We start from the raw sequence: 21,690 nt of genomic DNA on the forward strand, positions 1-21,690 counted from the left end.
CTGTTGGCGGCGTTGCAGATGTCCGCAGACTAGCCTTAAACGAACCGGTTATGAAGGTTGCTGCTACAAATGGCTACAAAAAGACTACACCCTCCTGTGGCTCCCCCCCTGTAGGAGCTGCCGAAGGCTGCGATCTTTTGATCTGGCTTTTGCCGTTGAAAAGTCAAAGTCAAAAGATCGCAGCCTTCGGCAGCTCCTACAAAAGCAAAAAAACGCCCCGAACCAGTCGGGGCGTTTTCACGAGGATGCGGCCTCGGGTTACAGCGGGTTAGCGGACGCCATCCTGACGCAGTGCGGCCGGGGTGAAATCGCTGGTGGTAGCGGTGAAACCGAAGTCATACGCCTGTTTCTCTTCGTTCTTCATGCCCAGTGCCAGATAACGGCCGGACTGCAGGTCGTAGAGGGTTTCCAGCGCGTACCACGGCACTTGCTTGTCGTAGTAGTTCTCGGCATGCGCTTCAGCGACGCGCCACAGTTGACCACGACCGTCGTAGTGGTCGATCACGGCTGCTTGCCAAGTGTCTTCGTCGATGTAGAAGTCACGTTTGGCGTAGATGTGACGCTGACCTTCCTTCAGGGTGGCAACCACATGCCAGACGCGGCGCAGCTCGTAACGCGCCAGATCCTGGTTGATGTGGCCGGCCTTGATGATGTCGGCGTACTTCAGTTTCGGATCGTCGAGTTTGTAGCTGTCGGAGGCGATGTACATCTCTTTCTTGCCTTCGAGCTTCCAGTCGTAGCGATCGGGTGCACCGTTGAACATGTCGAGGTTGTCGGAGGTACGCAGACCATCCGCCGCGGTACCCGGACCGTCATAGGACACTTGTGGCGCACGACGTACACGACGCTGGCCGGCGTTGTAGACCCACGCTGAACGTGGCTCTTTCACCTGGTCGAGGGTTTCGTGCACCAGCAGCACACCACCGGCCAGACGCGCCGGCGCGGTCACTTTCTGCTTGAAGTAGAACAGGATGTTGCCCGGATTCGCCGGATCGTAGTCCTTCATTTTGTCGCGGAACACGAACTGATCCTGGAAGTACACCAGGCTGTACGAGCCGTTGGGTTGCGGCGTGGCCTGGGTCACCAGACGGGTCACGCTGCCGCCGCGATAGCGGGTGATGTGGTTCCAGATGACTTCCACACCGGTTTTCGGAATCGGGAAAGGCACCGCGGTATCGAAGTTTTCCAGACCGTTGCCGCCGGACACCAGGTTGGTGGTGGTGGCGTTTTTCTTGATGGCGGCGAATACGTCATCCGGCACGGTCGCACCGCGATGGGACGGATAGACCGGCATCTTGAAGGTTTCAGGGTAGCGCTTGAACATCGCGTACTGACCTGGCGCCAGCTTGTCCTTGTACTTGTCGACGTCTTTCGCGGTGATGGTGAACAGCGGTTGCTCACTGGCGTAGGGGTTGGACAGGAACCCCTTGCTGTCGACCGAGCCGGCGTTCTTCGGCAGCGGCTTCCACGCCGGGATCGAACCGTCGGCGTTACCGGCCATTTCGGCGCCCATCGGCGTCAGGCTCTTGCCCAGTTTGTCGGCTTCGGCAGCAGGCACGGCGGCCATGACGCCGGTCGCCAGCAGCGACAGGCCCAGAACACCGGCGTGGAACAGACTCTTTGTTATTTTCATAAATTCGTTCGTCCTGAAATGCAGTGCTTAGAAGTTCACGCCGAAGCTGAGCGCAACGAAGTCGCGATCATCCACGGTGGTGTACTTGCCGTCGAAGAAGTTGGTGTAAGCCAGGCTCGCGGTGTAGGTGTTCTGGTATTCGGCATCGACGCCGAGGCTGACCGCTTTGCGACCTTCCTCGAAGTTGCCGCCAGGGCCTGGCGAGTAGCCGCTGACGTCGTGGGACCAGGCCACGTTCGGCTTGAGGTTCACACCGGCGAAGACGTCGTTGTATTCCCAGATGGCGCGACCACGGTAGCCCCACGACATCGAAGTGGTGAAGCCGTCGTTGTCGCAATTGCGGCTGCGGTTGTTCTGCGGCGACCCTGGCCCTGCACCGTTGATGGTGCTGGCGTTGAGGATGTTGGCGCAGGTGTTGGTTGTGCCGGTGGCTGGCAACTCGCCCGGGCCATACACCGGATCGCGGCCATAACGCTTCTCGGAACGGCTTTCCAGGCCACCGACGTAGGTCGCGCCGACTTCACCGACGAGGGTCAGACGGCTGGCGCCCATGACCTGGTCGAAGAAGTGCGTGAACGTTGTCTGGATCTGGGTAATTTCCTTGCGCTCGTAGCCATGCAGATCCTGGCCCGGCACGCCTGTGAGCAGCGAAGCGTTGGTCAGCGCACCGCCCAGAGGACGTACGCCAGCGAACAGAATGTCGGTGGAGTTCAGTTGCACCGGCGCGTTCGGACGGTAGCTGATCTCACCGCTCCACGCCGTACCGGTAGGCAGGGTGGTGGAGAAGCTCAGACCGTAAAGGCGAATGTCTTCAGGGTATTCAATGAAGTAGTTCGAGTTGCCCGCTACCAGCAGTGGCGCGAGCGCGGCAAACGGCCCCGGCAGCGAGGCGGCAGTGTTGTAGGTAGACTGCGGCGCACCTGTCGCACTGAAGATCGGCGCACGGCTGTGGTAATTCATGAAGTAGGCGCCGAACTCGGTATCGAGTGGCTCGAACATGTATTTGAGGGACGCGCCCCACTGACCGCTGTCGCGGGCATCGCGATCCGGGCCACGGCGTACCAGCACGCCTTCCTGGTTGACATCGACGCCTGCGCCCGCCAGAGGCCCCAAGGCAATCGCCGGAATCTGCGAACGCTTGTTCAGCACGCGCAGATTGCTGTCGCAGCCATCCGCAACGATGTCCGGCTGAGAGAAGAACGTGCCGCAATTGTCGACGACGGTCTGGTCCCATTCCAGCTGGTAGAACGCTTCAGCCGAAAGGTTTTCGGTCAGGCTCTGCGACACATAGAACATGTTGACCGGAATCAGGCCTTCCTTGATTTCGGCACCCGGACGGCGGAACGCGGAGACGTCGATCGGGTTGATCGAGTTGATGCCGCCGCCGATGAAGGTACTTTCACCCCAGCTCACCACCTGCTTGCCCAAGCGCACGGAGCCAGGCTGATCGGCGATCGCGTAGTTGTGATAGACGAAGGCGTCGAGGATCTGCCCGCCGGAGGACTTGGCGCCCTCTTTGCGGTTGCTGTCGCTGATGTCTTTGAACTGGCGGCTCTCGTCCTTCAGTTCGAAGTCGTACCAGTATTTGCCACGGACGAACACACCGGTGTCGCCGTATTTCAGTTCAAGGTCATGGATACCCTTGAAGATCTTCGAAAAGGTTTCACCGCTCTTGAAGTTGGCGTGACCATCGTCGGACGTCTGCGACAGACCGTGGCCGCCGTTGTTGACGCCGATGAGGTTCTTGTTCGGGCTCTGAGTAGACCAACTGGCACCGATCGACAAGGACGAGTCGAACTGGCCTTCGATTTCACCGACGTTGAAACTGACGCCGAATGCGGGCCCGGCGAGCGAAGAGGCAAGACTGACTGCCAGAGGCAGTTTCGCCCGGCGCCAGAACTGGTTTACTGAGGTCATCGACGCTACTCCATGTGCATTATTGTTATGGCAGTGAGTACTTTTAAAAACGTCCGAAGGACCGGGTGCCAGAGACAACCCGAAATCACTCCAAAGATGCATCGCCCCGTTTTGTGCGTGTGCCCCGTTCTTAAAAATCCTTGAGCGGACTATAGCCAGCAGGTGGTACCGCTTGATCCCTCTAAAGTGTGATTTGCAGCTGCCGACCACTCTGGAACAGTCCTTTCGCCAGTCCGACAGATGTCGGCACGGCAAGGATGGCCTAATTTTTCGATTTCACAAGCCAAGCGCTTGCTTGGTGGGTCTGGCGCGCCGTTTTCGGCGCGCCAGCAGACACTTAAAGTGTCGAGAGGAAGGTGCTGTTGTTGGCCTGCCATTCGGTGATGTCAAGGCGGATGCGCTTCTTGTCGAGCTTGCCGACGCTGGTCTTGGGAATTTCGGTAACAAGGGCGATCTGACTCGGAATCGCCCACTTGCTCAGGTGGCCCAATTCCACGAACGGCTTGAGGTGTTCCTTGAGCTCGCGCGCCCCGATCACGTGCCCTTCGCGGATCACCAGCAAGGCAAACGGACGCTCGCCCCACTGCGGATCGGCGATGCCCACCACTGCTACTTCGCGTACCGCGACGTGACGGCTGATCAGGTCTTCGAGGTCCAGCGAAGAGATCCACTCGCCGCCGGTCTTGATCACGTCCTTGATGCGGTCACGGATGTCGATCACGCCCATGCTGTCGAGCGTGGCGACGTCGCCGGTGTGCAGCCAGCCGCCAGCCCAGAGCTCGGCGCCCTTCTGCGGTTCGTTGAAATAGCCTTCGGTGAGCCATGGCGCGCGCAGTACCAGCTCGCCCTGAGTCTCGCCGTCGGCCGGGAGGAAATTACCCTCGGCGTCGACAATCGCCGCTTCCACCAGCGGCCCCGGCACACCGGCCTTGATTCGATAAGTGGTGCGTTCATCTTCGGTGCCGGCCATCAGCTCGTCATTGAGGTGAGCACAGGACACCAGCGGGCCGGTTTCCGACATGCCGTAGGCGGCGGTGAGCTGAATGCCACGGGCCTTCGCGGTTTCGTACAAGGTGCGGTTGAGTGCGCTGCCGCCAATGACAATTTTCCAGCCGCCAAAATCGGTGCCCTGCGCACCTTTGGCGTTAAGCAGCATTTGCAAAATGGTCGGCACGCAGTGGGAGAACGTGACCTTCTCTTTGCGCCACAACTCCACCAGAAACTCCGGATCGTAGCGGCCCGGGTAAACCTGTTTGAGCCCGAGCATGGTCGCCACATATGGCAGGCCCCAGGCATGCACGTGGAACATCGGCGTGATCGGCATGTACACATCGTTGGTGCCGAGCAGGCGCACGCTGTCGATCGAACCCATGATCGTCGACACGCCCATGGTGTGCAGCACCAGTTGCCGATGGGTGAAATACACGCCTTTCGGATTGCCGGTGGTGCCGGTGGTGTAGAACGTGGTGGCGACAGAGTTTTCGTCGAAGTCCTGGAAGTCGTACTGCGGACTCGCGGCGGCCAGCAGTTGCTCGTATTCGCCGACCAGATTCGGCAAATCGGCGGTTTTCTCCGGCAGATCAGTCAGCAGCAGGGTTTTCTCGACCGTGGTCAGGTGCGGTGCGATCGCTTGATACAGCCCGACGAACTCGCTGTTGACCAGCACAAAGCGGTCCTCGGCGTGGTTCATGGTGTAGAGGATCTGCTCCGGCGACAGGCGCACGTTGATGGTGTGGATCACCGCGCCAATCATCGGTATCGCGAACATGCACTCCAGATAACGGTGACTGTCCCAGTCCATCACCGCCACGGTGTCACCGGCCTTCACACCGGCCGCCGTCAGCACGTTGGCCAACCGCGCCACGCGCTCGATCAGCGTCGGATAGCTGTAGCGCAGCTGGTCACGGTAGATGATCTCGCGGGTTTTCTCGTAACGGGCGCCGGACATCAGCAGCCGTTTGATCAGCAATGGATACTGGTAGGCCCCATCGGCCGGGGGAATGACGCGAGTCTGCAACATAAGAATCCCTTTTCTGACTGCACGGTATTGGCGTAGAGAGCGGTACTCTAAAACCCTTATACGCCAGCCAAATCAGCCAAAGGAATGATTTGCAAAGCCGTACAAATGCTAGCTTTGCGCCAGCATTTGCCGGTTTTCGTCTCAGATCAGGCCATTTGTCCTACAGCCTCCTCGGAAGGCGTCCGTGGGAATACGACCGCTGCAAGGAAGGTCAAGGCGCCGAAACCCGCGAGAATCAAGTACAGCCCTACAAAACCATGGCGCGGTTCGACATAGGAAATCAGCGGAATCGCCGTCGCACTGGCACCGAACGAAAGACAGTAACGCAGGGCGAATACCCGTGATTGCCATTGCGGTGCGACGAAGTTCGCGACCATCGCATCGTTCACGGTTACCTGCCCGAACACTACAAACATGAACGCTGCACCGAGGGCGATCACCGCCCAACCGTCGGCATAGGCCAGCGCAAACAGCAGCGGTGCCTGGCACAGGGTCAGAACAATGAACGGCCACTTCAGACTGAGTCGATGCAGCACTCGGCCAATGCTCAACTGCGCCACCGCCCCAAAGGCATAGGCCAGACTGACCACTACGCCAAGGGTTTGCGGCGAGGCGAACAGCTCATGCAAACGCTCCTGGAACAATTTCGGATAAGTCATGGTGGTAGCGTTGAACACCACGCCGCCAGTGGCGGTGGCCAGCGCCAGCACGCCGAACACCATGAGCATCGAAATGCGCTGGCCGGCGGCACCTTTGAGCGGCGTGTGCGGGCGCTTCGGAATCGGTTCCTCACGCACCTGCAAGGCGAAACCGATGCCCAGCATAATCGCCACCGCGCCGGGCATCAGAAACGCCGAACGCCAGCCGAACTGCGCCACCAGCAACCCGGTGATCAGCGCCGAAAACGCCACGCCCAGATTGCCCCACATGCCGTTGATACCGATTTCACGGCCACGGTTTTGCGCATAAGCCACCAGCATCGCCGTGCCGACCGGGTGGTAAATCGCCGCAAAAATGCCGATCAGGGTCAGGCCGATCACCAGCATCGTCGGACTGTTGCTCAGTCCGGTGAACATCGCCGAGGCGCCGATGCCGAAGAAAAACACCAGCATCATCTGCCGCCGACTCCAGTGATCACCCAGCCAACCGGCGGGTAGCGAACAAGCGCCGAAAGCAATAAAGCCACCCAGCGACAGGCCGATCAGCGCGGCGTAATCAAGACCGAAGGCCTGAGTCATGCCGAGCACGGCGGCGGGGAAAATCAGCATGAACATGTGATCGATCACATGCGCGGCGTTAATGTAGCGAATAACGTTTCTGGATTGGTTCATGGCGGCACGCTTTACGTTGTTGTGTGCCGTTTATGCTAGGTTGACCGTAAAGCGCATTCCTGCCAAGCAAGTCATCGAATCAGACATGTTGATCAGCCACTTTGAACACGGCCCGGTGAGTGCCTATCCACGGGATTATCTGGATGGCGCGCACCAGCCGTTGCATCTGCATCGTGAGGCGCAGTTGCTGTATGCCGTCAGCGGGATCATGCGTGTGGTCACGCAATCGGGTGCATGGGTGATTCCGCCGAGCCGCGCGGTGTGGATTCCGCCCGAGGTAGCGCACGAGATTTTCATGAGCGGCGATGTGCAGATGCGCTCGTTGTTCATCGCGCCGGAACTGTCACCCGCCGGCCTGCAGCAGTGCTGCGTTTTGGCCGTGACACCCCTGCTGCGCGAGCTGATCCTGCGGGCCGTGCAAGGGCCGCCGCACGCCGACAATCCATTGATCCAGCAACTGATGCTCGAAGAGCTGGCGAGTCTCGAAAACCTGCCGCTGCACATTCCGATGCCCACCGATCGACGTCTGCAAAACATTTGCCTGGCGCTGCTGCACACCCCGGATCACCCGAACACGCTGGAAGACTGGGCGCAGCAGGTTGGCGCCAGCTCACGCACCTTGGCGCGGCTGTTCCAGCAACAATTGCAGATGAGTTTCAACGCCTGGCGCCAGCAATTGCGCCTGATGGAGGCCCTGCCCCGGCTGCTCGCCGGGGACAGCGTGCAGCGCGTGGCGCAGGATTTGGGTTACGGCAGTGCGCGGGCGTTCAGCGCGATGTTTCGCCGTTTGCTCGGAGAGAATCCCCGGGACTACCTCAACACACTGAGCAAGCTCAGCGAACTCCTGTAGGAGCTGCCGAAGGCTGCGATCTTTTGATCTTGATCCTGAAAAAAGATCAAAAGATCGCAGCCTTCGGCAGCTCCTACCTAGCAGGATCAATGCATCTCGGTAAACGCGATTTTCACGCCGAGAGCAATCAACACCGCGCCCATGGTGCGATCAAACCAATGCCCCATACGGGCGAAACCGGCGCGTACACGTTGCTGACTGAACAGCATCGCCACCAGGCAGAACCAGATGGCGGTCGCAACGGCGAGGTAAACCCCGTAACCGGCCTGCACCGCCAGCGGCGTATGCGGGTTGATCACCACGGTGAACAGCGACAGGAAGAACAGCGTGGCTTTCGGATTCAGGCCATTGGTCACAAAGCCCGAGGTAAACGCGCCGCGAGCGGTGCGTACGCCGGCCTCTTTGTGCAGATCATCGGTCACGGTTTTCGCCGGTTGCGCGCGCAGTGCCTTGAAGCCGATGTACAGCAAGTAAGCGGCAGCTGCCCACTTCAACGCGTTGAACAACACGATCGACTGCGACACGATCAGGCCGATCCCCAGCAACGAATAACCGACATGCAGGAAAATCGCCGTGCCGACGCCCAGTGCGGTCCAGGTGCCGGCGCGGCGACCGTGGGTCACGCTCTCGCGCACCACCACGGCAAAGTCCGGCCCGGGGCTAGCCACGGCCAACAGATGGATCAGTGCAACGGTCAAGAACTCGGTCCAGTACATGGGGGCTCCTTTCGGCCAAGCGTATCAATTTGTTTCATCTGGTAGGCTCGGCAGATTACGCCCAACGCTCACAGCACAAAAGGTACAGTTGATGACGAACACGCGCCGCGCGGTATTCCTTGATCACCCTTCGCTGGATCTCGGCGACCTTGACCTCAGTCCGCTACACGAGTGTTTCAGCGATCTGCAACTGTTCGCCCAGACCTTGCCCGAGCAAGTTGCCGAGCGCCTGCAAGGGGCGACGGTGGCGATCACCAACAAGATCCTGATCGACGCGGCTGCCATGGCTGCCAACCCCGATCTGAAACTGATCCTGATTACCGCCACCGGCACCAACAACGTCGACCTCGCCGCCGCTCGCGCTCAGGGCATCACCGTGTGCAACTGCCAGGGTTACGGCACGCCGTCGGTGGCGCAGCACACGATCATGCTGCTGCTCAACCTCGCCACCCGCCTGGCCGATTATCAGAAAGCCGTGGGCCAAGGTCGCTGGCAGCAGGCCAAACAGTTCTGCCTGCTCGACTATCCGATCGTTGAGCTGGAAGGCAAAACCCTCGGCCTGCTCGGCCACGGTGAACTCGGTGGCGCTGTTGCGCGACTGGCCGAGGCGTTCGGCATGCGTGTGCTGCTCGGGCAGATTCCCGGGCGCCCTGCCCGCCCGGATCGCCTGCCGCTGGATGAACTGCTGCCACAGATCGACGCCCTCACCCTGCACTGCCCGCTCAATGAGCACACTCGCCACTTCATCGGTGCCCGCGAACTGGCGGCGATGAAACCCGGTGCATTCGTGGTCAACACGGCTCGTGGCGGGCTGATCGATGAGCAGGCGCTGGCTGATGCCTTGCGCAACGGCCACCTCGGCGGCGCAGCTACCGATGTGCTGAGCGTCGAACCGCCGACTCAGGGCAATCCGTTGCTCGCGGCGGACATTCCCCGCCTGATCGTCACCCCGCACAACGCCTGGGGCAGCCGCGAGGCACGGCAGCGCATCGTCGGCCAATTGCGCGAAAACGCTCAGGCGTTCTTCAGCGGTAAGGCGCTGCGGGTCGTCAGTTGATAAACTGCGGCACTTTTTTTTGAGGAGCAGTTATGGATCCGCGCAGTGAAGTACTGCTTCGTCAGCCCGAGTTGTTTCAAGGTTCGTTGTTGCTGGCCGGTTTGCCTGCCGACGATTTGCTTGGGCGCCTGCCCAACGCGTTCGGCTGGTGCTGGCATGCTGGCGATCAAGCCGCACTGGATGCCCGTTTCGAAGGCCGCAGCCATTTCGGCGTGAACGTGCCAGAGCGTGAATTCGACAGCGCTGTGGTGTTCCTGCCCAAGTCCAAGGACCTGACCGATTACATTCTCAACGCAGTGGCTTCGCGTCTGGCTGGACGTGAAGTATTTCTAGTCGGGGAAAAACGCAGCGGCATCGAAGGCGCGTCCAAGCAGCTCAACCCGTTCGGCAAGCCACGCAAGCTCGACAGCGCACGCCATTGCCAGCTCTGGCAAGTCACGGTGGCCAATGCCCCGGAAGCCAAGTCGCTGGAAAGCCTGGCGCAGACTTATGAACTGCCATTGGCTGAAGGCCCGCTGAAAGTCATCAGCCTGCCGGGCGTGTTCAGCCACGGTCGCCTCGATCGCGGCAGCGCCCTGCTGCTGGAGCATCTGGACAAACTGCCAAGCGGCCATCTGCTCGACTTCGGTTGCGGCGCTGGTGTGTTGGGTGCTGCGGTGAAACGTCGCTATCCGCATAACCAGGTCACATTGCTCGATGTCGATGCCTTCGCCGCCGCCAGCAGCCGCCTCACCCTGGCTGCCAACGGCCTGGAAGCCGACGTGCTGACCGGTGACGGTATCGATGCAGCGCCGATGGGTTTGAATGCAATTTTGAGCAATCCTCCCTTCCATGTCGGCGTACACACCGATTATTTCGCCACCGAGAACTTGCTGCGAAAAGCGGCCAAACATCTGAAAAACGGCGGCGAACTACGCTTGGTGGCGAACAGTTTCCTGAAGTATCAGCCGCTGATCGAAGAACATTTGGGTGTGTGCGCAATCAAGGCTGAAGGCAATGGTTTCCGGATTTACCGGGCCAAACGCGGCTGAAAATTTGTTCTTGCCCAAACGGATTTGCCTAGGCAGAATCCGCTCCGTCCTAGGGGAGTAGTCTCCCACGAGCGCCATGCTCGTCCGGCATACGTCAACATACTTGATCCTCAGATCATGGCGTATGCGACCCAAGCGTCCGCAGCAGACGGATCGCAGGGTTTGACAAGACCTATGACACGCACACCTTACCCGGGGCGGGAAGGCTGTACGTGTCATAGCCGTGTCGACCCGCCCCTTAGGAAAATCCTGATGCTGGACTCGTTACTCGTTCCCACCGCAATCGTTGCCTTGGCCGAAATCGGCGACAAGACGCAACTGCTCGCGCTGATTCTCGCCGCTCGCTTCCGCAAACCCTGGCCGATCATTGCCGGTATTGTCGCTGCGACCCTGGCCAACCACGCAGCAGCGGGTGCGGTAGGCGCCTGGTTCGGCAGTTTCTTCTCGAATGCGACACTGCACTGGATCCTCGCCGCGAGCTTTACGGCCACGGCGCTATGGACGCTGGTTCCGGACAAAATGGACGACGATGAAACCAGCACCGCACGCAAGTTCGGGCCGTTCCTGACCACGCTGATTGCGTTCTTTCTGGCTGAAATGGGTGACAAGACTCAGGTCGCGACGGTGATGCTCGCCGCGCAATACCCTGATTTGTGGCTGGTGATTATCGGTACAACGGCGGGCATGTTGATTGCCAACGTGCCGGTGGTTCTGGCGGGTAACTTTGCGGCGGACAAATTGCCGCTGACCCTGATCCGTCGCCTCGCGGCTTCGGCATTCATGATTCTGGCGATCGTTGCGGTGTACAAAGCGATGCAGAGCAGTGGCTGGGTTTAAACCTGAGAGAAGGACGTTCCCACGCTCTGCGTGGGATTGCAGCCGGGGGACGCTCTGCGTCCCTTTTGGAACGCGGAGCGTCCCTTGAGGCATTCCCACGCAGAGCGTGGGAACGATCACCGACTCAGGACTTCGGGGCCTGTTCGTACAGCGGCATGACCTTCGGAATCGCCGCCTGCAACGAGGCAATCCGACTGGCCGAGGCCGGGTGAGTGCTCATGAACTCTGGCGGCGAACCTTCCGAGGCCTTGCTCATCTTGTTCCACAAGGTGATCGCGGCATTCGGGTTGTAGCCGGCGCGTGCGGCCAGTTCCAGACCGATCAGATCCGCTTCGTTTTCGTTGGCGCGGCTGTTCGGCAAGGTCATGCCGTAGTTGGCCACGGTGTCGGCCAGCGCCAGGCTGTCCTGCCCCAGACCGAGCAACGCACCCGCGCCCTGCTTGGCCATTTCAATCCCGTACGCCTTGGACATCGCTTCACGACCGTGCTCGCGCAGGGCGTGGGCGATTTCATGGCCCATGACCGCAGCGATTTCATCGTCGGTAAGCTTCAGGCTGTCGATCAGCCCGGTGTAGAAAATGATCTTGCCCCCCGGCCCGCAGTTGGCGTTGAGTTCATCACTCTTGATCAGATTGACTTCCCACTGCCATTGCGCCGAATCCGGACGGAAGTTCGGCGCCTGGGCGATCAAGCGGTTGGCAATCGCCTGAACCCGCTTGGCCTCGGGACTGGTCTTGTCCAGCACACCTTTGCTCGAGGCCTCGCCGACGGTCTTCTGATACGACTGGGCATACATCTGGTCGACCTCTTGCGAGGACAGCATGCTGAACATGTATTGCTTGCGCTCCACACCCACGGCGCCGCCGCTGGTGGTGTTGACCGACTGACAACCGGCCAGCAACAGCGCTGCGCTCAGTGCACTTACAACCAATGTCTTGTTCATTCAAAAGCTCCCTGAAAACCTGTCGCGTATCCTAGGCGGGTAATTGTATCGACGCCAGATACAACGGACGTGCTGCAGCGACTTTCAGACGTTTCCCACCTGACCTGTCGTAAAAAATTCACAGCGACCGCCAAGCCCTGCGCAACTGCGTCGCACACTGATCCATTTGCGACATGCGCATTCAATTCCGCCCCGCCTCACTCATGGCCCCATGCCGCCTGCCGATACATCACCGCAGACGTCCTCTTGCGTGCGGAGCTCCCATGAAGTTCAAGTCGATCCAGTTTTCCGTTGCCGCCCTGGCCGGCGCCATCGTGCTCAGCGTGGTGGCCGCGCTGGTGTTGTATGCGCTGTTCTCCGGTGCGCGCACGCAAGAAATGGTGCAACAGCGCACTCAGGCGCAGTTCGAGCAAGTCATCGAACAGCGCCTGACTTCGCTGGCGCAAACCCAGGTCAGCCAGATCCAGCGCGAACTCGAAGCGCCGCTGCTGATTGCCGGCGGACTTGTCCGAGTCAACACCCTGCTCGGCACGCCGGGCGCCGATGGCCAACCGCGCCTGAGCGTCAGCCGCGAACAACTGATCAGCCTGATCAAAGAGAACGTCGAAAAGAACCCGAAGATTCTCGGCACCTACATCGGCTGGGAAAAGAATGCCCTCGACCACAATGACGCGGCCTACATCGGCACTAGCGTCGTGGGCATCGACGCGACCAACGGGCGCTTCCTGCCGTGGTGGTTCCGCAATGACGACGGCACCCTCGGCCTCGACAAACTGGTCGACGTCGACGACCAGAAAACCCTGTCCACCGGCGTGCGCGCCAGCGAGTACTACTTGTGCTCGAAAGAAACGAAGAAAGCCTGCGTGATCGATCCGGCGCCTTATAAAGTCGGCGACAAAATCGTCATGCTCGCTTCGTTCATTGAACCGATCATGCTCAACGGCGCCTTCCAGGGCATCGTCGGCGCCGACCTGTCGGTGAACTTCATTCAGGAAATGCTCCTCGGCGCCAACCAGAAGCTGTACAGCGGTGCCGGGCAAATGGCGCTGATCGGCGGCAACGGCCGGATCGTCGCGTACACACAAGATCCGAGCAAATTCGGCGAAAAAGTCAGCGACATCCTCGACGCCGAGCAGACTGCCAACCTGGCCAATCTCAAACGCGGCGAAGTGACTTACTCGGTCAACAAGGACAAAAACCGCATCGAGTTGTACCTGCCGTTCGGCATCGGCCAGACCGATGCTCGCTGGACATTGATGTTGCAATTGCCGCTCAACGCGGTGATGGCCGACCTGCAAAAACTGCAGGGCGATCTAGAGGCCCAGCGCAAATCCGACACTTTCGGCATGGCCATGGTCGGTCTGATCATCGCCGGCCTCGGCCTGCTGGTGATCTGGCTGGTCGGCCACGGTATCGCCCGACCACTGAAGCAGATGGTCGCCATGCTCAATGACATCGCTCAGGGTGAAGGTGATCTGACCCGTCGTTTGAGCAGTGATCGCAGCGATGAACTCGGTTCGATCGCCAAGGGCTTCAACACGTTTCTGGCCAAGTTGCAGGCGATGATCACTCAGGTGGTGACCTCGGTGCAGAGCGTCAGCGACTCCTCTGAACATACCGCTGACATTGCGATTCGCACCAACATCGGCATTCAGAAACAAATGGCCGAGATCGATCAGGTCGCCACAGCGGTGCAGGAGATGACCGCCACCGCCCAGGATGTCGCGCGTAACGCGACGCAGGCGGCACAAGCGGCCAGTCATGCCGATCAGGCCGCCAGCCAGGGCATGCAGATTGTCCGCGACACGTCGGATTCGATTGGCGTGCTGGCAGTGGAAATAGGCAAGGCTGTAGAGGTGGTGCAAACGCTGGCCAAGGACAGCGAGAACATCAACGCGATCCTCACGGCGATTCGCGGGATTGCCGAGCAGACCAATTTGCTCGCCTTGAACGCGGCGATTGAAGCCGCGCGCGCTGGCGAACAGGGTCGTGGCTTTGCCGTGGTGGCAGACGAGGTGCGTAATCTGGCGCAGAAAACCCAGAAAGCCACTGAAGAAATCCAGACGATGATCCAGCAACTGCAACAAGGCACCCGTGATGTGGTGCGAGTCATGGAAGACAGCCAGAGCCGCACCGACGAAAGCGTGCAGCACGCGGCGAAAGCAGCTGAGGCTCTGGAGACCATTACTCACGCGGTGTCGGTGATCAACGACATGAACACACAGATCGCCAGCGCGGCGGAAGAGCAGAGCGCGGTAGCCGATGACATCAACCGCAACGTGATCAATATCGGCCAAGTAGCGAATGAAGTGGCGGGCGGCGCAGATGAGTCGAGTTCGGCGAGTGCGGATTTGACCAAACTGGCGGAGCAACAGCGGCGGTTGATCAATCAGTTCAAGGTCTGAAAAGCGAAAAGCCCCTCACCCTAACCCTCTCCCAAAGGGAGAGGGGACTGATTGGGGGATATTGACGAAGTACACCGACTTGAACGCTTTTCACCGAATCCATAATCGCCACGATTTTTCAGGTCAATGCATGACGGTAGACAACTCGATTAGTCCCCTCTCCCTCTGGGAGAGGGTTAGGGTGAGGGGCTTTTGATCTACAGGCTTTAACCCGGGGTCAAACACTCCGGCCCGTTGAGCTTCGGATCATTGATCAGATTCGCCAACACCCGCTCACGCAACGCAGCAGGTTCACTGGCCAGCAACCCTTGCAACACATGCAACGGCGTCTCCGGATCCAGCCACGCCGCCTGCCCTGCTTCATCAAGAATCAACGGCCGGCGCTGACTCGACGCCGGTTGCGTGATCACCGCCGTACTCAACCAGACCTGCTCCTGCACCGGATACGCCTCCCAGATCGCCGCGAAAAACAGCGACGAGCCCTCCCCCGGCGTCAGCCAGAACGGGCGCTTGCGCTGGGTCCCGCGCCATTCGTAAAAACCATTCGCCGGTAGCAGGCAACGACGCTGGCGCAGCGCCTCACGAAACATCGGCTGCTCGGCCACGGTTTCCGCCCGTGCATGCGCCGGGGTCTTCGACAAATCAGTCAGCCACGGCGGCGTCAGCCCCCAACGGGCGCGGGCCAACGTGCGCCCACCGGCTTCACCGACACGCAGCATCAACACCGAATCATTGGGGGAAATGTTCCACTGCGCCTGCTGATCGGCGGGAAAACCTGGCAGGGCCGCGAAATCGCGGTTCCAGCGAAACAGGGCATAACGTCCACACATGGGGCAACACGACTCTGAAGTAAAACGAAGCTCAGCCTAACAGACCAGCGTCCCGGGAAAGCTCTCCGGTTCATCGCCGGGCAGCGGTAGCGCGGCATTGTACGCGGTGATCAGCTCGCGGGCGTATTCGGCCTGGTCGTTATCGACGGACAGTCCCAGCAGACCGAAAATCGGCAATTCGCCCGTTCCACCGAGCAAATCCCGGCCGATCAAGTGCGCTTCTATGCCTTCGCTGGCGAGCATGCCCTTGAGCATTTCACCTTCCATCAGGTTTTCCGGCTCGTAGATTCGCTGCATACGCGGCCCTCACTCGTTTTCGCTGAAGACTTCCAGAAACCAGTCCTCGCCATGGACCTGCAATACGAACGTTATGGGCCGACAACAGACCTGACAGTCCTCGATGTAGGTCTGATCGCCACCGGACAGGTCCACTGTCGTCTCGACCGTTTCCCCACAATAAGGACATTCGTACTCAGCGGTTTCCAGCATCGCGGTCTCCCAAGTGACTTGTGCGTATAATCGCCGGTCTATTTGCAGGGCTATTTTTGTCTGGCTATTTTTTCTGACCGTGCCCCGCGGGTTTTCGATCAAAACCTTTACTTACCCTAGCCGTTTCCAACAAGAGAGCATGATGGGCGAATTCGATGCCATCCGACCTTACGACGACAGCGAAGTACCTGTGGTACTGGCAAGACTGCTCGGCGACAAGGCGTTTCTAGATATCCTCACCCACTTCCGCTTCCCGCGTTTTGCCGGTGCCTTCGGCTGGATGCTCAAACCACTTATAGCCCATCGGCTACGTCGTGAGTTCGCCGACGTGACATCGGTGGCGACGTTGCAGGACAAGGTCGAGTCCTACGTCGACCACACTATCGAGCGCGCCACCGATGGCGTGACCTACACCGGTGTCGAGCAATTCAAGTCCGGCAGCGCCTATCTGTTCATCGCCAATCACCGCGATATCGTGATGGACCCGGCGTTCGTCAACTACGCCGTGTACCACGCTGGCCTGCCGACGCCGCGCATTGCGATTGGCGACAACCTGCTGCAGAAGCCGTTTGTCAGCGACCTGATGCGCCTGAACAAGAGCTTCATCGTGCACCGTTCGATTACCGGTCGTCGCGAGAAAATGGCTGCGTATCAACTGTTGTCGGCGTACATCAACCACTCGATCCGCAATGATTGCGCGTCGATCTGGATCGCTCAGGCTGAAGGTCGGGCGAAGGACGGCGACGACCGTACCGAGTCGGCGATCCTCAAGATGTTCCACATGAGCCGCAAGGACGAGCCGTTTGGCGAAGTCATCCGCTCGCTGAACGTCACTCCGGTGTCGATCAGCTACGAATACGACCCGTGCGACCAGGCCAAGGCCCGCGAACTGTACATCCGCGCCACCACCGGCACCTACGCGAAAGCGCCGGGCGAGGATGACGTGAGCATTGCCAAGGGCATCACCGGCTACAAGGGCCGGGTGCACGTGAACTTTGCCGCGCCGATCACCGAGCTGTTCGAAGACACCAAGCAATTGGCGGTCGAGATGGACAAACAGATTCTCGGCGGTTACCGGTTGTTCCCGGTGCATTACCTGGCGTATGCGCAGTGGGCTGACGCCGATCCGCAACTGAACGTGCCGAAAGCTGCCGAGGTGTTCCCGGCGGATGAACTGGCCAAGGCGCAGGAAGAGTGGCAGAGCCGACTGGATGCGTGCCCGCAAGAGCATCGTCCGTATCTGGTGCTGCAATATGCGACGCCGGTGCGCAATCAGTACCGCGTGAAGGCTGGGTTGCCGTTGTAAGCGGTTTACCCCAGACACAAAAAACGGCGCCCTCGGGCGCCGTTTTTCATGCCTGATGCTTTCAGAAGCGGGTGCTGATCCAGGAGACGATCAGGGCCAGGCCCAGACAGGCAAAACCAAATCGATAGAAAAACCGGTTCATGCGCAAGGTCGCCCAATCCAGCAGCGGCTCGGCATTCGGCTGCGCCTGACGCTGGGCGGCAATGCTGGCCAGCGCGCGCTGTTCACGACGGCGGGTCGCGTGCAGCAGCCAACTGCCGGGAAACGCCAGGAGCAGCGCCAGCAGGTTGATCAATTTGGCGGGATGGGCGGTAAACAGCGTCATCAAGTGCAGCGACATCACAGACCTCTATCTAAACCGGTATGGCAGACGCCAGATCGACGACCGCGGCGCGGATTCTACCGAAACCCGAGAGCCCTGCCCCAGCCTTTGCGACAAATTACATGACAATCGACCGATGGCTGCCCCATGTCACGGCATCGTCATGTGGATACACCAAGATGCGCGCCTCGAAACGCACATGGAACGCGACATGCTTCACGCTGAAAACCAGGATCGTCTGTACCTCATTACCCCTTACGACGAGCAACAGAGCCTCGTCGGCAGCCTCGCCTTCAATGTTCAGGATCGCCATTGGCTGGTGTATTGCGCACTGGGCGGGCATCAGCATGCGGATTTGCCCGAGACTGACTTGCTGACGGGCGTTAGCGTGCTCGACTTCTATTCTCAGGCGGCCTGAAAATAGCAAAAGCACCCTCACCCTAGCCCTCTCCCGGAGGGAGAGGGGACTGACCGAGTTGTTTGGTCGAAATACATCGACCTGAACGTCCGAGGTGAATGTAGATCTCAAGAACAACGCAAATCGACCTGAAACTCCGAGATGAATGCAGGTCTCAAGAACAACACAGATCGGCTCCCTTTCCCCCTCGCCCCCTTGGGGGAGAGGGCTGGGGTGAGGGGGTACGATTTCATGCCCCACAAAAAAGCCCGAAACCATCACTGGCCCCGGGCTTTTTCACATCTGCCGAAAAACTTACTCAGCCAAAACCTGACCCACCGTCGGATCCTTGAACAGACGCGTCAGCGCATCGCTCAATACATCGCTGACCAGTTTGGTATTGGTTTCCTGGTTCGGCGCCATGCCGAAACGCTGGTCCAGCGACGCGCCGTAACGGCCGCTGTAACGGCGGTTGGCGTTCTGCACGTCGGAGCGGAAGGTCGCACCGATGGTCGCTTCGGTCACGTACATGCCTTCTTTTGGCGACTGATATTTCAGTTCGGCCAGGGTCACGGTCAGCTGCGGAGCGTTTGGCGCATTGTTGGTCGGGGTGAACCCGAGCAGACGCACGGCGGCTTCAGCCTGAGCCTGCAGCTTCGGCAGGATCTGCTCGCGCTGCACGGTGATGGCGCTGGTTTCCGGGTACAGACCGCCACGGGTACCGAGGGTTGGCGACGGACGACCGTCGACTACACGCACAACAACAGGCTGGCCACGACCGACCGCAGGCAGCTGGGTGGTCAGCTTCGGCTCCGGGTTCAGTTGTTGCGGGCTGTGGGCGCAGCCGGCCAGGGTCAAACCGGCCACAGTGATCAAACCGAACAACAGGCGTTGCAACATGCTCTTCTCTCCAGAATCAGGCACAAACAGGCCGGCAGTATAGCGGTGGGCCACTGCGGGTAACCAGCGCCCGGCAGCGAATACTGAAATGTCTGACAAACCCGTGGCATAGCGGTTCCTGTCACAGATTATTCACCCGCCATACACGTTCACGTCACGGCGCTTTGGCAACCTTGCAATCAGTCCCCCACAAGGTACTCAACCATGCGTTATCTGATCTCGTTGTTCGCCCCTCGCCCGCTGCACCGCAGCTTCGCTCTGCTCGATCGCAACGGCCATTGCCAGGCATTCAAGCAGTGCAGCCTGCAACCGATGGGCGACGGCTGGGTGGAAATCGAAGAAATCCGCCTCAACTGGTTGCACCAGCCACTGCCCGCCAGCGCCCGCGTCATAGCGTCGCAGCCCCGTGCACGGGTGCAAGCGATGTTGAGCATCTGACCGGATGCCTAATAAAAGTCATTAAACACGAGCAACAGCGCGCATTTCTTCGATACAATCTCCCCCCGATTATAAGGACGTCTCCTGATCGGGCCCCGCAACAGCGTCAATGCGCATGCATTTGACATCAAAATCGCCCACAGAGAGCCGCCCACACAGATCGAGTGAAGTTGGCGCGCTTGCCTGTTCTTCCGGCAAAAACCCCGCTTTTCGCGAATCTGCAGAGCTGTCATGACGCTCGGCCACCGCGTTGTTTTGCCTTTGCGGGCAAGGTGCCAGGCCTGGACAGCCCTTTTTTGAGGTTCACGTCTTCAAAAGAGCGTGAAAAAAACGGGTTTTCACAACTTCACAAGAGTGTGGCGAGCAAATGAAAAGTTTTGCGTCTGAACATGCACCATTAGCGTCTGAAACAGCCCAACGACACAGGACCGGGTATACCTCGAATATCGGAGCCTGAAGCCTGTCCGCTACGGATTTGGTTGCACAAAAACGGATGTCTCGACCATAAGTCGAATTGCCAGCCGCGTGCTGAAATGAGTTCATGGAGCTCTTGAAGCCAGGCCGCATACATCCGTCGAAGTTGCGAAAAATTGCGAAGATTCGGACATGGCGAACCTGACCACGGATAGCCCGGACATCAATGACCTGTCCCGGAACGCCTGGCAGCCATGCCGACAATTTGGTGCTGCAGATTTTGGAGACGCGTTAAATGGCGCATAACGAAGCAGTCGACGTAGTTCTGGTTGGGGCGGGCATCATGAGTGCCACTCTGGCCGTGCTGCTCAAAGAGCTCGACCCCGCGATCAAGCTGGAAGTCGTCGAGCTGATGGATTCCGGTGCTGCCGAGAGTTCCAACCCTTGGAACAACGCCGGTACCGGCCACGCGGGTCTGTGCGAGCTGAACTACACGCCGCAGGCCGCTGATGGCACCGTCGACATCAAGAAAGCCGTGCACATCAACACCCAGTTCGAGGTGTCGAAGCAGTTCTGGTCGTACCTGACCAAAAAAGGCACCTTCGGCTCGTGCAAATCCTTCATCAGCCCGGTGCCGCACCTGAGTTTCGTCCAGGGCGACAATGGTGTGTCCTTCCTCAAGTCCCGCTTCGACGTGCTGCACAAGCATCACGCGTTCTCCGATATGGAGTACACCGAAGACAAGACCAAAATGGCCGAGTGGATGCCGCTGATGATGCCGGGCCGCTCGCCGGACGAAGTCCTTGCCGCGACCCGCGTGATGAACGGCACCGACGTCAACTTCGGCGCCCTGACCAATCAGTTGCTCAAGCACCTGACCAGCGCTCCGGATGCCCAGGTCAAATACTGCAAGCGCGTGACCGGCCTCAAGCGTAACGGCAGCGGCTGGACCGTCAGCATCAAGGACGTCAACAACGGCAACACTCGCGAAGTCGACGCCAAGTTCGTCTTCCTCGGTGCAGGTGGCGCGGCGCTGCCGTTGCTGCAAGCGTCGGGCATCGAAGAAAGCAAAGGCTTCGGCGGCTTCCCGATCAGCGGCCAGTGGCTGCGTTGCGACAACCCGGAAGTGGTCAAGCATCACCAGGCCAAGGTTTACAGCCAGGCTGCTGTAGGTTCGCCACCGATGTCGGTGCCGCACCTCGATACCCGCGTAGTCGACGGCAAGAAATCCCTGCTGTTCGGGCCATACGCCGGTTTCACCACCAAGTTCCTCAAGCACGGCTCCTTCATGGACCTGCCGCTGTCGGTTCGCGCCGGCAACATCGGGCCGATGCTGGCCGTGGCGAAAAACAACATGGACCTGACCAAGTACCTGGTCAGCGAAGTGATGCAATCGATGGAACAGCGTCTGGACTCCCTGCGACGCTTCTACCCTGAGGCGAAAGCCGAAGACTGGCGCCTGGAAGTGGCCGGCCAACGGGTGCAGATCATCAAGAAAGACCCGAAAAAGGGCGGCATCCTGCAGTTCGGTACCGAACTGGTTGCGGCCAAGGACGGTTCCCTCGCCGCCCTGCTCGGTGCTTCGCCAGGTGCATCGGTGACCGTTTCGATCATGCTCGAGCTGATCGAGAAGTGCTTCCCGGCCAAGGCCAAGGGTGAGTGGGCTGGCAAACTGGCCGAGATCTTCCCGGCCCGTGAAAAGGTTCTGGAAACCGATGCTGCGCTGTATCGCAAGATCAACACGCAGAACAACATCGCGCTGGAACTGGTTGAAGAAAGCAGCGAGACCCCAAGCTACGCTTGATCACGCCGCATAAAAAACGCCCCGTACTCACTGAGTGCGGGGCGTTTTTT

General features: G+C 59.6%; 20 protein-coding genes, 1 pseudogene and 1 riboswitch. Of the genes and pseudogenes, 10 read left to right on the forward strand and 11 right to left on the reverse strand.

Features of this window, described 5'->3' with window-relative positions; all coding sequences use genetic code 11:
* Positions 1 to 268: 268 nt before the first annotated feature.
* The 4 genes from ACZZ0G_RS06505 to ACZZ0G_RS06520 form a co-directional block, all read right to left on the reverse strand.
* Positions 269 to 1,633, reverse strand: a complete 1,365-nt coding sequence (locus ACZZ0G_RS06505) for a DUF1329 domain-containing protein (protein ID WP_463394951.1) — start codon at positions 1,631 to 1,633, stop codon at positions 269 to 271.
* 27 nt (positions 1,634 to 1,660) lie between these two features.
* Positions 1,661 to 3,550 (reverse strand): DUF1302 domain-containing protein, encoded by a 1,890-nt coding sequence (locus ACZZ0G_RS06510; RefSeq protein ID WP_463555657.1) that lies wholly within the window; start codon positions 3,548 to 3,550, stop codon positions 1,661 to 1,663.
* Between the two features lie 337 nt (positions 3,551 to 3,887).
* Positions 3,888 to 5,570, reverse strand: a complete 1,683-nt coding sequence (locus ACZZ0G_RS06515) for a fatty acid--CoA ligase (RefSeq protein ID WP_108226029.1) — start codon at positions 5,568 to 5,570, stop codon at positions 3,888 to 3,890.
* Positions 5,571 to 5,716: 146 nt separating this feature from the next.
* A complete protein-coding gene (locus tag ACZZ0G_RS06520; RefSeq protein WP_463555658.1) occupies positions 5,717 to 6,901 on the reverse strand; it encodes an MFS transporter in 1,185 nt (394 codons plus the stop codon).
* Positions 6,902 to 6,986: 85 nt separating this feature from the next.
* Between ACZZ0G_RS06520 and ACZZ0G_RS06525 the strand changes: the two genes are divergently transcribed.
* Positions 6,987 to 7,751, forward strand: coding sequence for an AraC family transcriptional regulator (locus ACZZ0G_RS06525; protein WP_463558831.1), 765 nt, complete (start codon positions 6,987 to 6,989; stop codon positions 7,749 to 7,751).
* Positions 7,752 to 7,837: 86 nt separating this feature from the next.
* Here the strand turns inward: ACZZ0G_RS06525 and ACZZ0G_RS06530 are convergent, their stop codons facing one another.
* Positions 7,838 to 8,467 carry a LysE family translocator gene (locus ACZZ0G_RS06530; protein ID WP_129395456.1) on the reverse strand — a complete coding sequence of 210 codons (630 nt, stop codon included), beginning with the start codon at positions 8,465 to 8,467 and terminating at the stop codon, positions 7,838 to 7,840.
* A gap of 91 nt (positions 8,468 to 8,558) precedes the next feature.
* On the opposite strand from ACZZ0G_RS06530, the gene ACZZ0G_RS06535 reads away from it, so the two are divergent.
* The 3 genes from ACZZ0G_RS06535 (at position 8,559) to ACZZ0G_RS06545 (ending at position 11,392) form a co-directional block, all read left to right on the forward strand.
* Positions 8,559 to 9,524, forward strand: coding sequence for a 2-hydroxyacid dehydrogenase (locus ACZZ0G_RS06535; protein WP_463555659.1), 966 nt, complete (start codon positions 8,559 to 8,561; stop codon positions 9,522 to 9,524).
* 32 nt (positions 9,525 to 9,556) lie between these two features.
* Positions 9,557 to 10,555: a methyltransferase gene (locus tag ACZZ0G_RS06540; protein ID WP_454564688.1), complete on the forward strand. Its 999-nt coding sequence runs from the start codon at positions 9,557 to 9,559 to the stop codon at positions 10,553 to 10,555.
* A 39-nt stretch (positions 10,556 to 10,594) separates the two neighbouring features.
* A riboswitch (yybP-ykoY riboswitch) is annotated at positions 10,595 to 10,719 on the forward strand.
* Positions 10,720 to 10,807: 88 nt separating this feature from the next.
* The gene (locus tag ACZZ0G_RS06545) at positions 10,808 to 11,392 is read left to right on the forward strand and encodes a TMEM165/GDT1 family protein (RefSeq protein ID WP_007912813.1); all 585 of its coding nucleotides are present in this window, start codon (positions 10,808 to 10,810) and stop codon (positions 11,390 to 11,392) included.
* Between the two features lie 124 nt (positions 11,393 to 11,516).
* On the opposite strand, the gene ACZZ0G_RS06550 is transcribed toward ACZZ0G_RS06545, so the two are convergent.
* Positions 11,517 to 12,335, reverse strand: a complete 819-nt coding sequence (locus ACZZ0G_RS06550) for a M48 family metallopeptidase (RefSeq protein ID WP_463555660.1) — start codon at positions 12,333 to 12,335, stop codon at positions 11,517 to 11,519.
* Positions 12,336 to 13,687: 1,352 nt separating this feature from the next.
* On the opposite strand from ACZZ0G_RS06550, the pseudogene ACZZ0G_RS06555 reads away from it, so the two are divergent.
* Together ACZZ0G_RS06555 and ACZZ0G_RS06560 are read left to right on the forward strand one after the other, a co-directional pair.
* Positions 13,688 to 13,885: pseudogene (locus tag ACZZ0G_RS06555) on the forward strand (HAMP domain-containing protein); the annotation flags it as partial.
* 111 nt (positions 13,886 to 13,996) lie between these two features.
* Positions 13,997 to 14,740 carry a methyl-accepting chemotaxis protein gene (locus tag ACZZ0G_RS06560; protein WP_463558832.1) on the forward strand — a complete coding sequence of 248 codons (744 nt, stop codon included), beginning with the start codon at positions 13,997 to 13,999 and terminating at the stop codon, positions 14,738 to 14,740.
* 206 nt (positions 14,741 to 14,946) lie between these two features.
* Here ACZZ0G_RS06560 and ACZZ0G_RS06565 read toward each other — a convergent pair whose 3' ends face one another.
* The 3 genes from ACZZ0G_RS06565 to ACZZ0G_RS06575 are packed head-to-tail and all read right to left on the reverse strand — an operon-like array spanning position 14,947 to position 16,059.
* Positions 14,947 to 15,570, reverse strand: a complete 624-nt coding sequence (locus ACZZ0G_RS06565) for an SOS response-associated peptidase (RefSeq protein ID WP_463555661.1) — start codon at positions 15,568 to 15,570, stop codon at positions 14,947 to 14,949.
* A 36-nt stretch (positions 15,571 to 15,606) separates the two neighbouring features.
* Positions 15,607 to 15,867 (reverse strand): putative signal transducing protein, encoded by a 261-nt coding sequence (locus tag ACZZ0G_RS06570; protein ID WP_007912819.1) that lies wholly within the window; start codon positions 15,865 to 15,867, stop codon positions 15,607 to 15,609.
* 9 nt (positions 15,868 to 15,876) lie between these two features.
* The gene (locus ACZZ0G_RS06575; protein WP_093441321.1) at positions 15,877 to 16,059 is read right to left on the reverse strand and encodes a CPXCG motif-containing cysteine-rich protein; all 183 of its coding nucleotides are present in this window, start codon (positions 16,057 to 16,059) and stop codon (positions 15,877 to 15,879) included.
* A 142-nt stretch (positions 16,060 to 16,201) separates the two neighbouring features.
* Between ACZZ0G_RS06575 and ACZZ0G_RS06580 the strand changes: the two genes are divergently transcribed.
* Positions 16,202 to 17,365, forward strand: coding sequence for a 1-acyl-sn-glycerol-3-phosphate acyltransferase (locus ACZZ0G_RS06580; protein WP_463555662.1), 1,164 nt, complete (start codon positions 16,202 to 16,204; stop codon positions 17,363 to 17,365).
* A gap of 61 nt (positions 17,366 to 17,426) precedes the next feature.
* Here the strand turns inward: ACZZ0G_RS06580 and ACZZ0G_RS06585 are convergent, their stop codons facing one another.
* Entirely contained in the window at positions 17,427 to 17,705 is a 279-nt protein-coding gene (locus ACZZ0G_RS06585; protein ID WP_463555663.1) for a hypothetical protein, read from the reverse strand.
* A 193-nt stretch (positions 17,706 to 17,898) separates the two neighbouring features.
* Here ACZZ0G_RS06585 and ACZZ0G_RS06590 point away from each other — a divergent pair, with 193 nt between their 5' ends.
* Positions 17,899 to 18,105 (forward strand): hypothetical protein, encoded by a 207-nt coding sequence (locus ACZZ0G_RS06590; protein WP_008083982.1) that lies wholly within the window; start codon positions 17,899 to 17,901, stop codon positions 18,103 to 18,105.
* 294 nt (positions 18,106 to 18,399) lie between these two features.
* On the opposite strand, the gene ACZZ0G_RS06595 is transcribed toward ACZZ0G_RS06590, so the two are convergent.
* The gene (locus ACZZ0G_RS06595; RefSeq protein WP_008086137.1) at positions 18,400 to 18,984 is read right to left on the reverse strand and encodes a YajG family lipoprotein; all 585 of its coding nucleotides are present in this window, start codon (positions 18,982 to 18,984) and stop codon (positions 18,400 to 18,402) included.
* A 204-nt stretch (positions 18,985 to 19,188) separates the two neighbouring features.
* Between ACZZ0G_RS06595 and ACZZ0G_RS06600 the strand changes: the two genes are divergently transcribed.
* Entirely contained in the window at positions 19,189 to 19,422 is a 234-nt protein-coding gene (locus ACZZ0G_RS06600) for a hypothetical protein (protein ID WP_007912834.1), read from the forward strand.
* Between the two features lie 709 nt (positions 19,423 to 20,131).
* Positions 20,132 to 21,640, forward strand: a complete 1,509-nt coding sequence (gene mqo, locus ACZZ0G_RS06605) for a malate dehydrogenase (quinone) (RefSeq protein ID WP_463555664.1) — start codon at positions 20,132 to 20,134, stop codon at positions 21,638 to 21,640.
* The last annotated feature ends 50 nt before the right edge of the window (positions 21,641 to 21,690 follow it).

This window comes from Pseudomonas sp. AC169 (assembly GCF_979258515.1).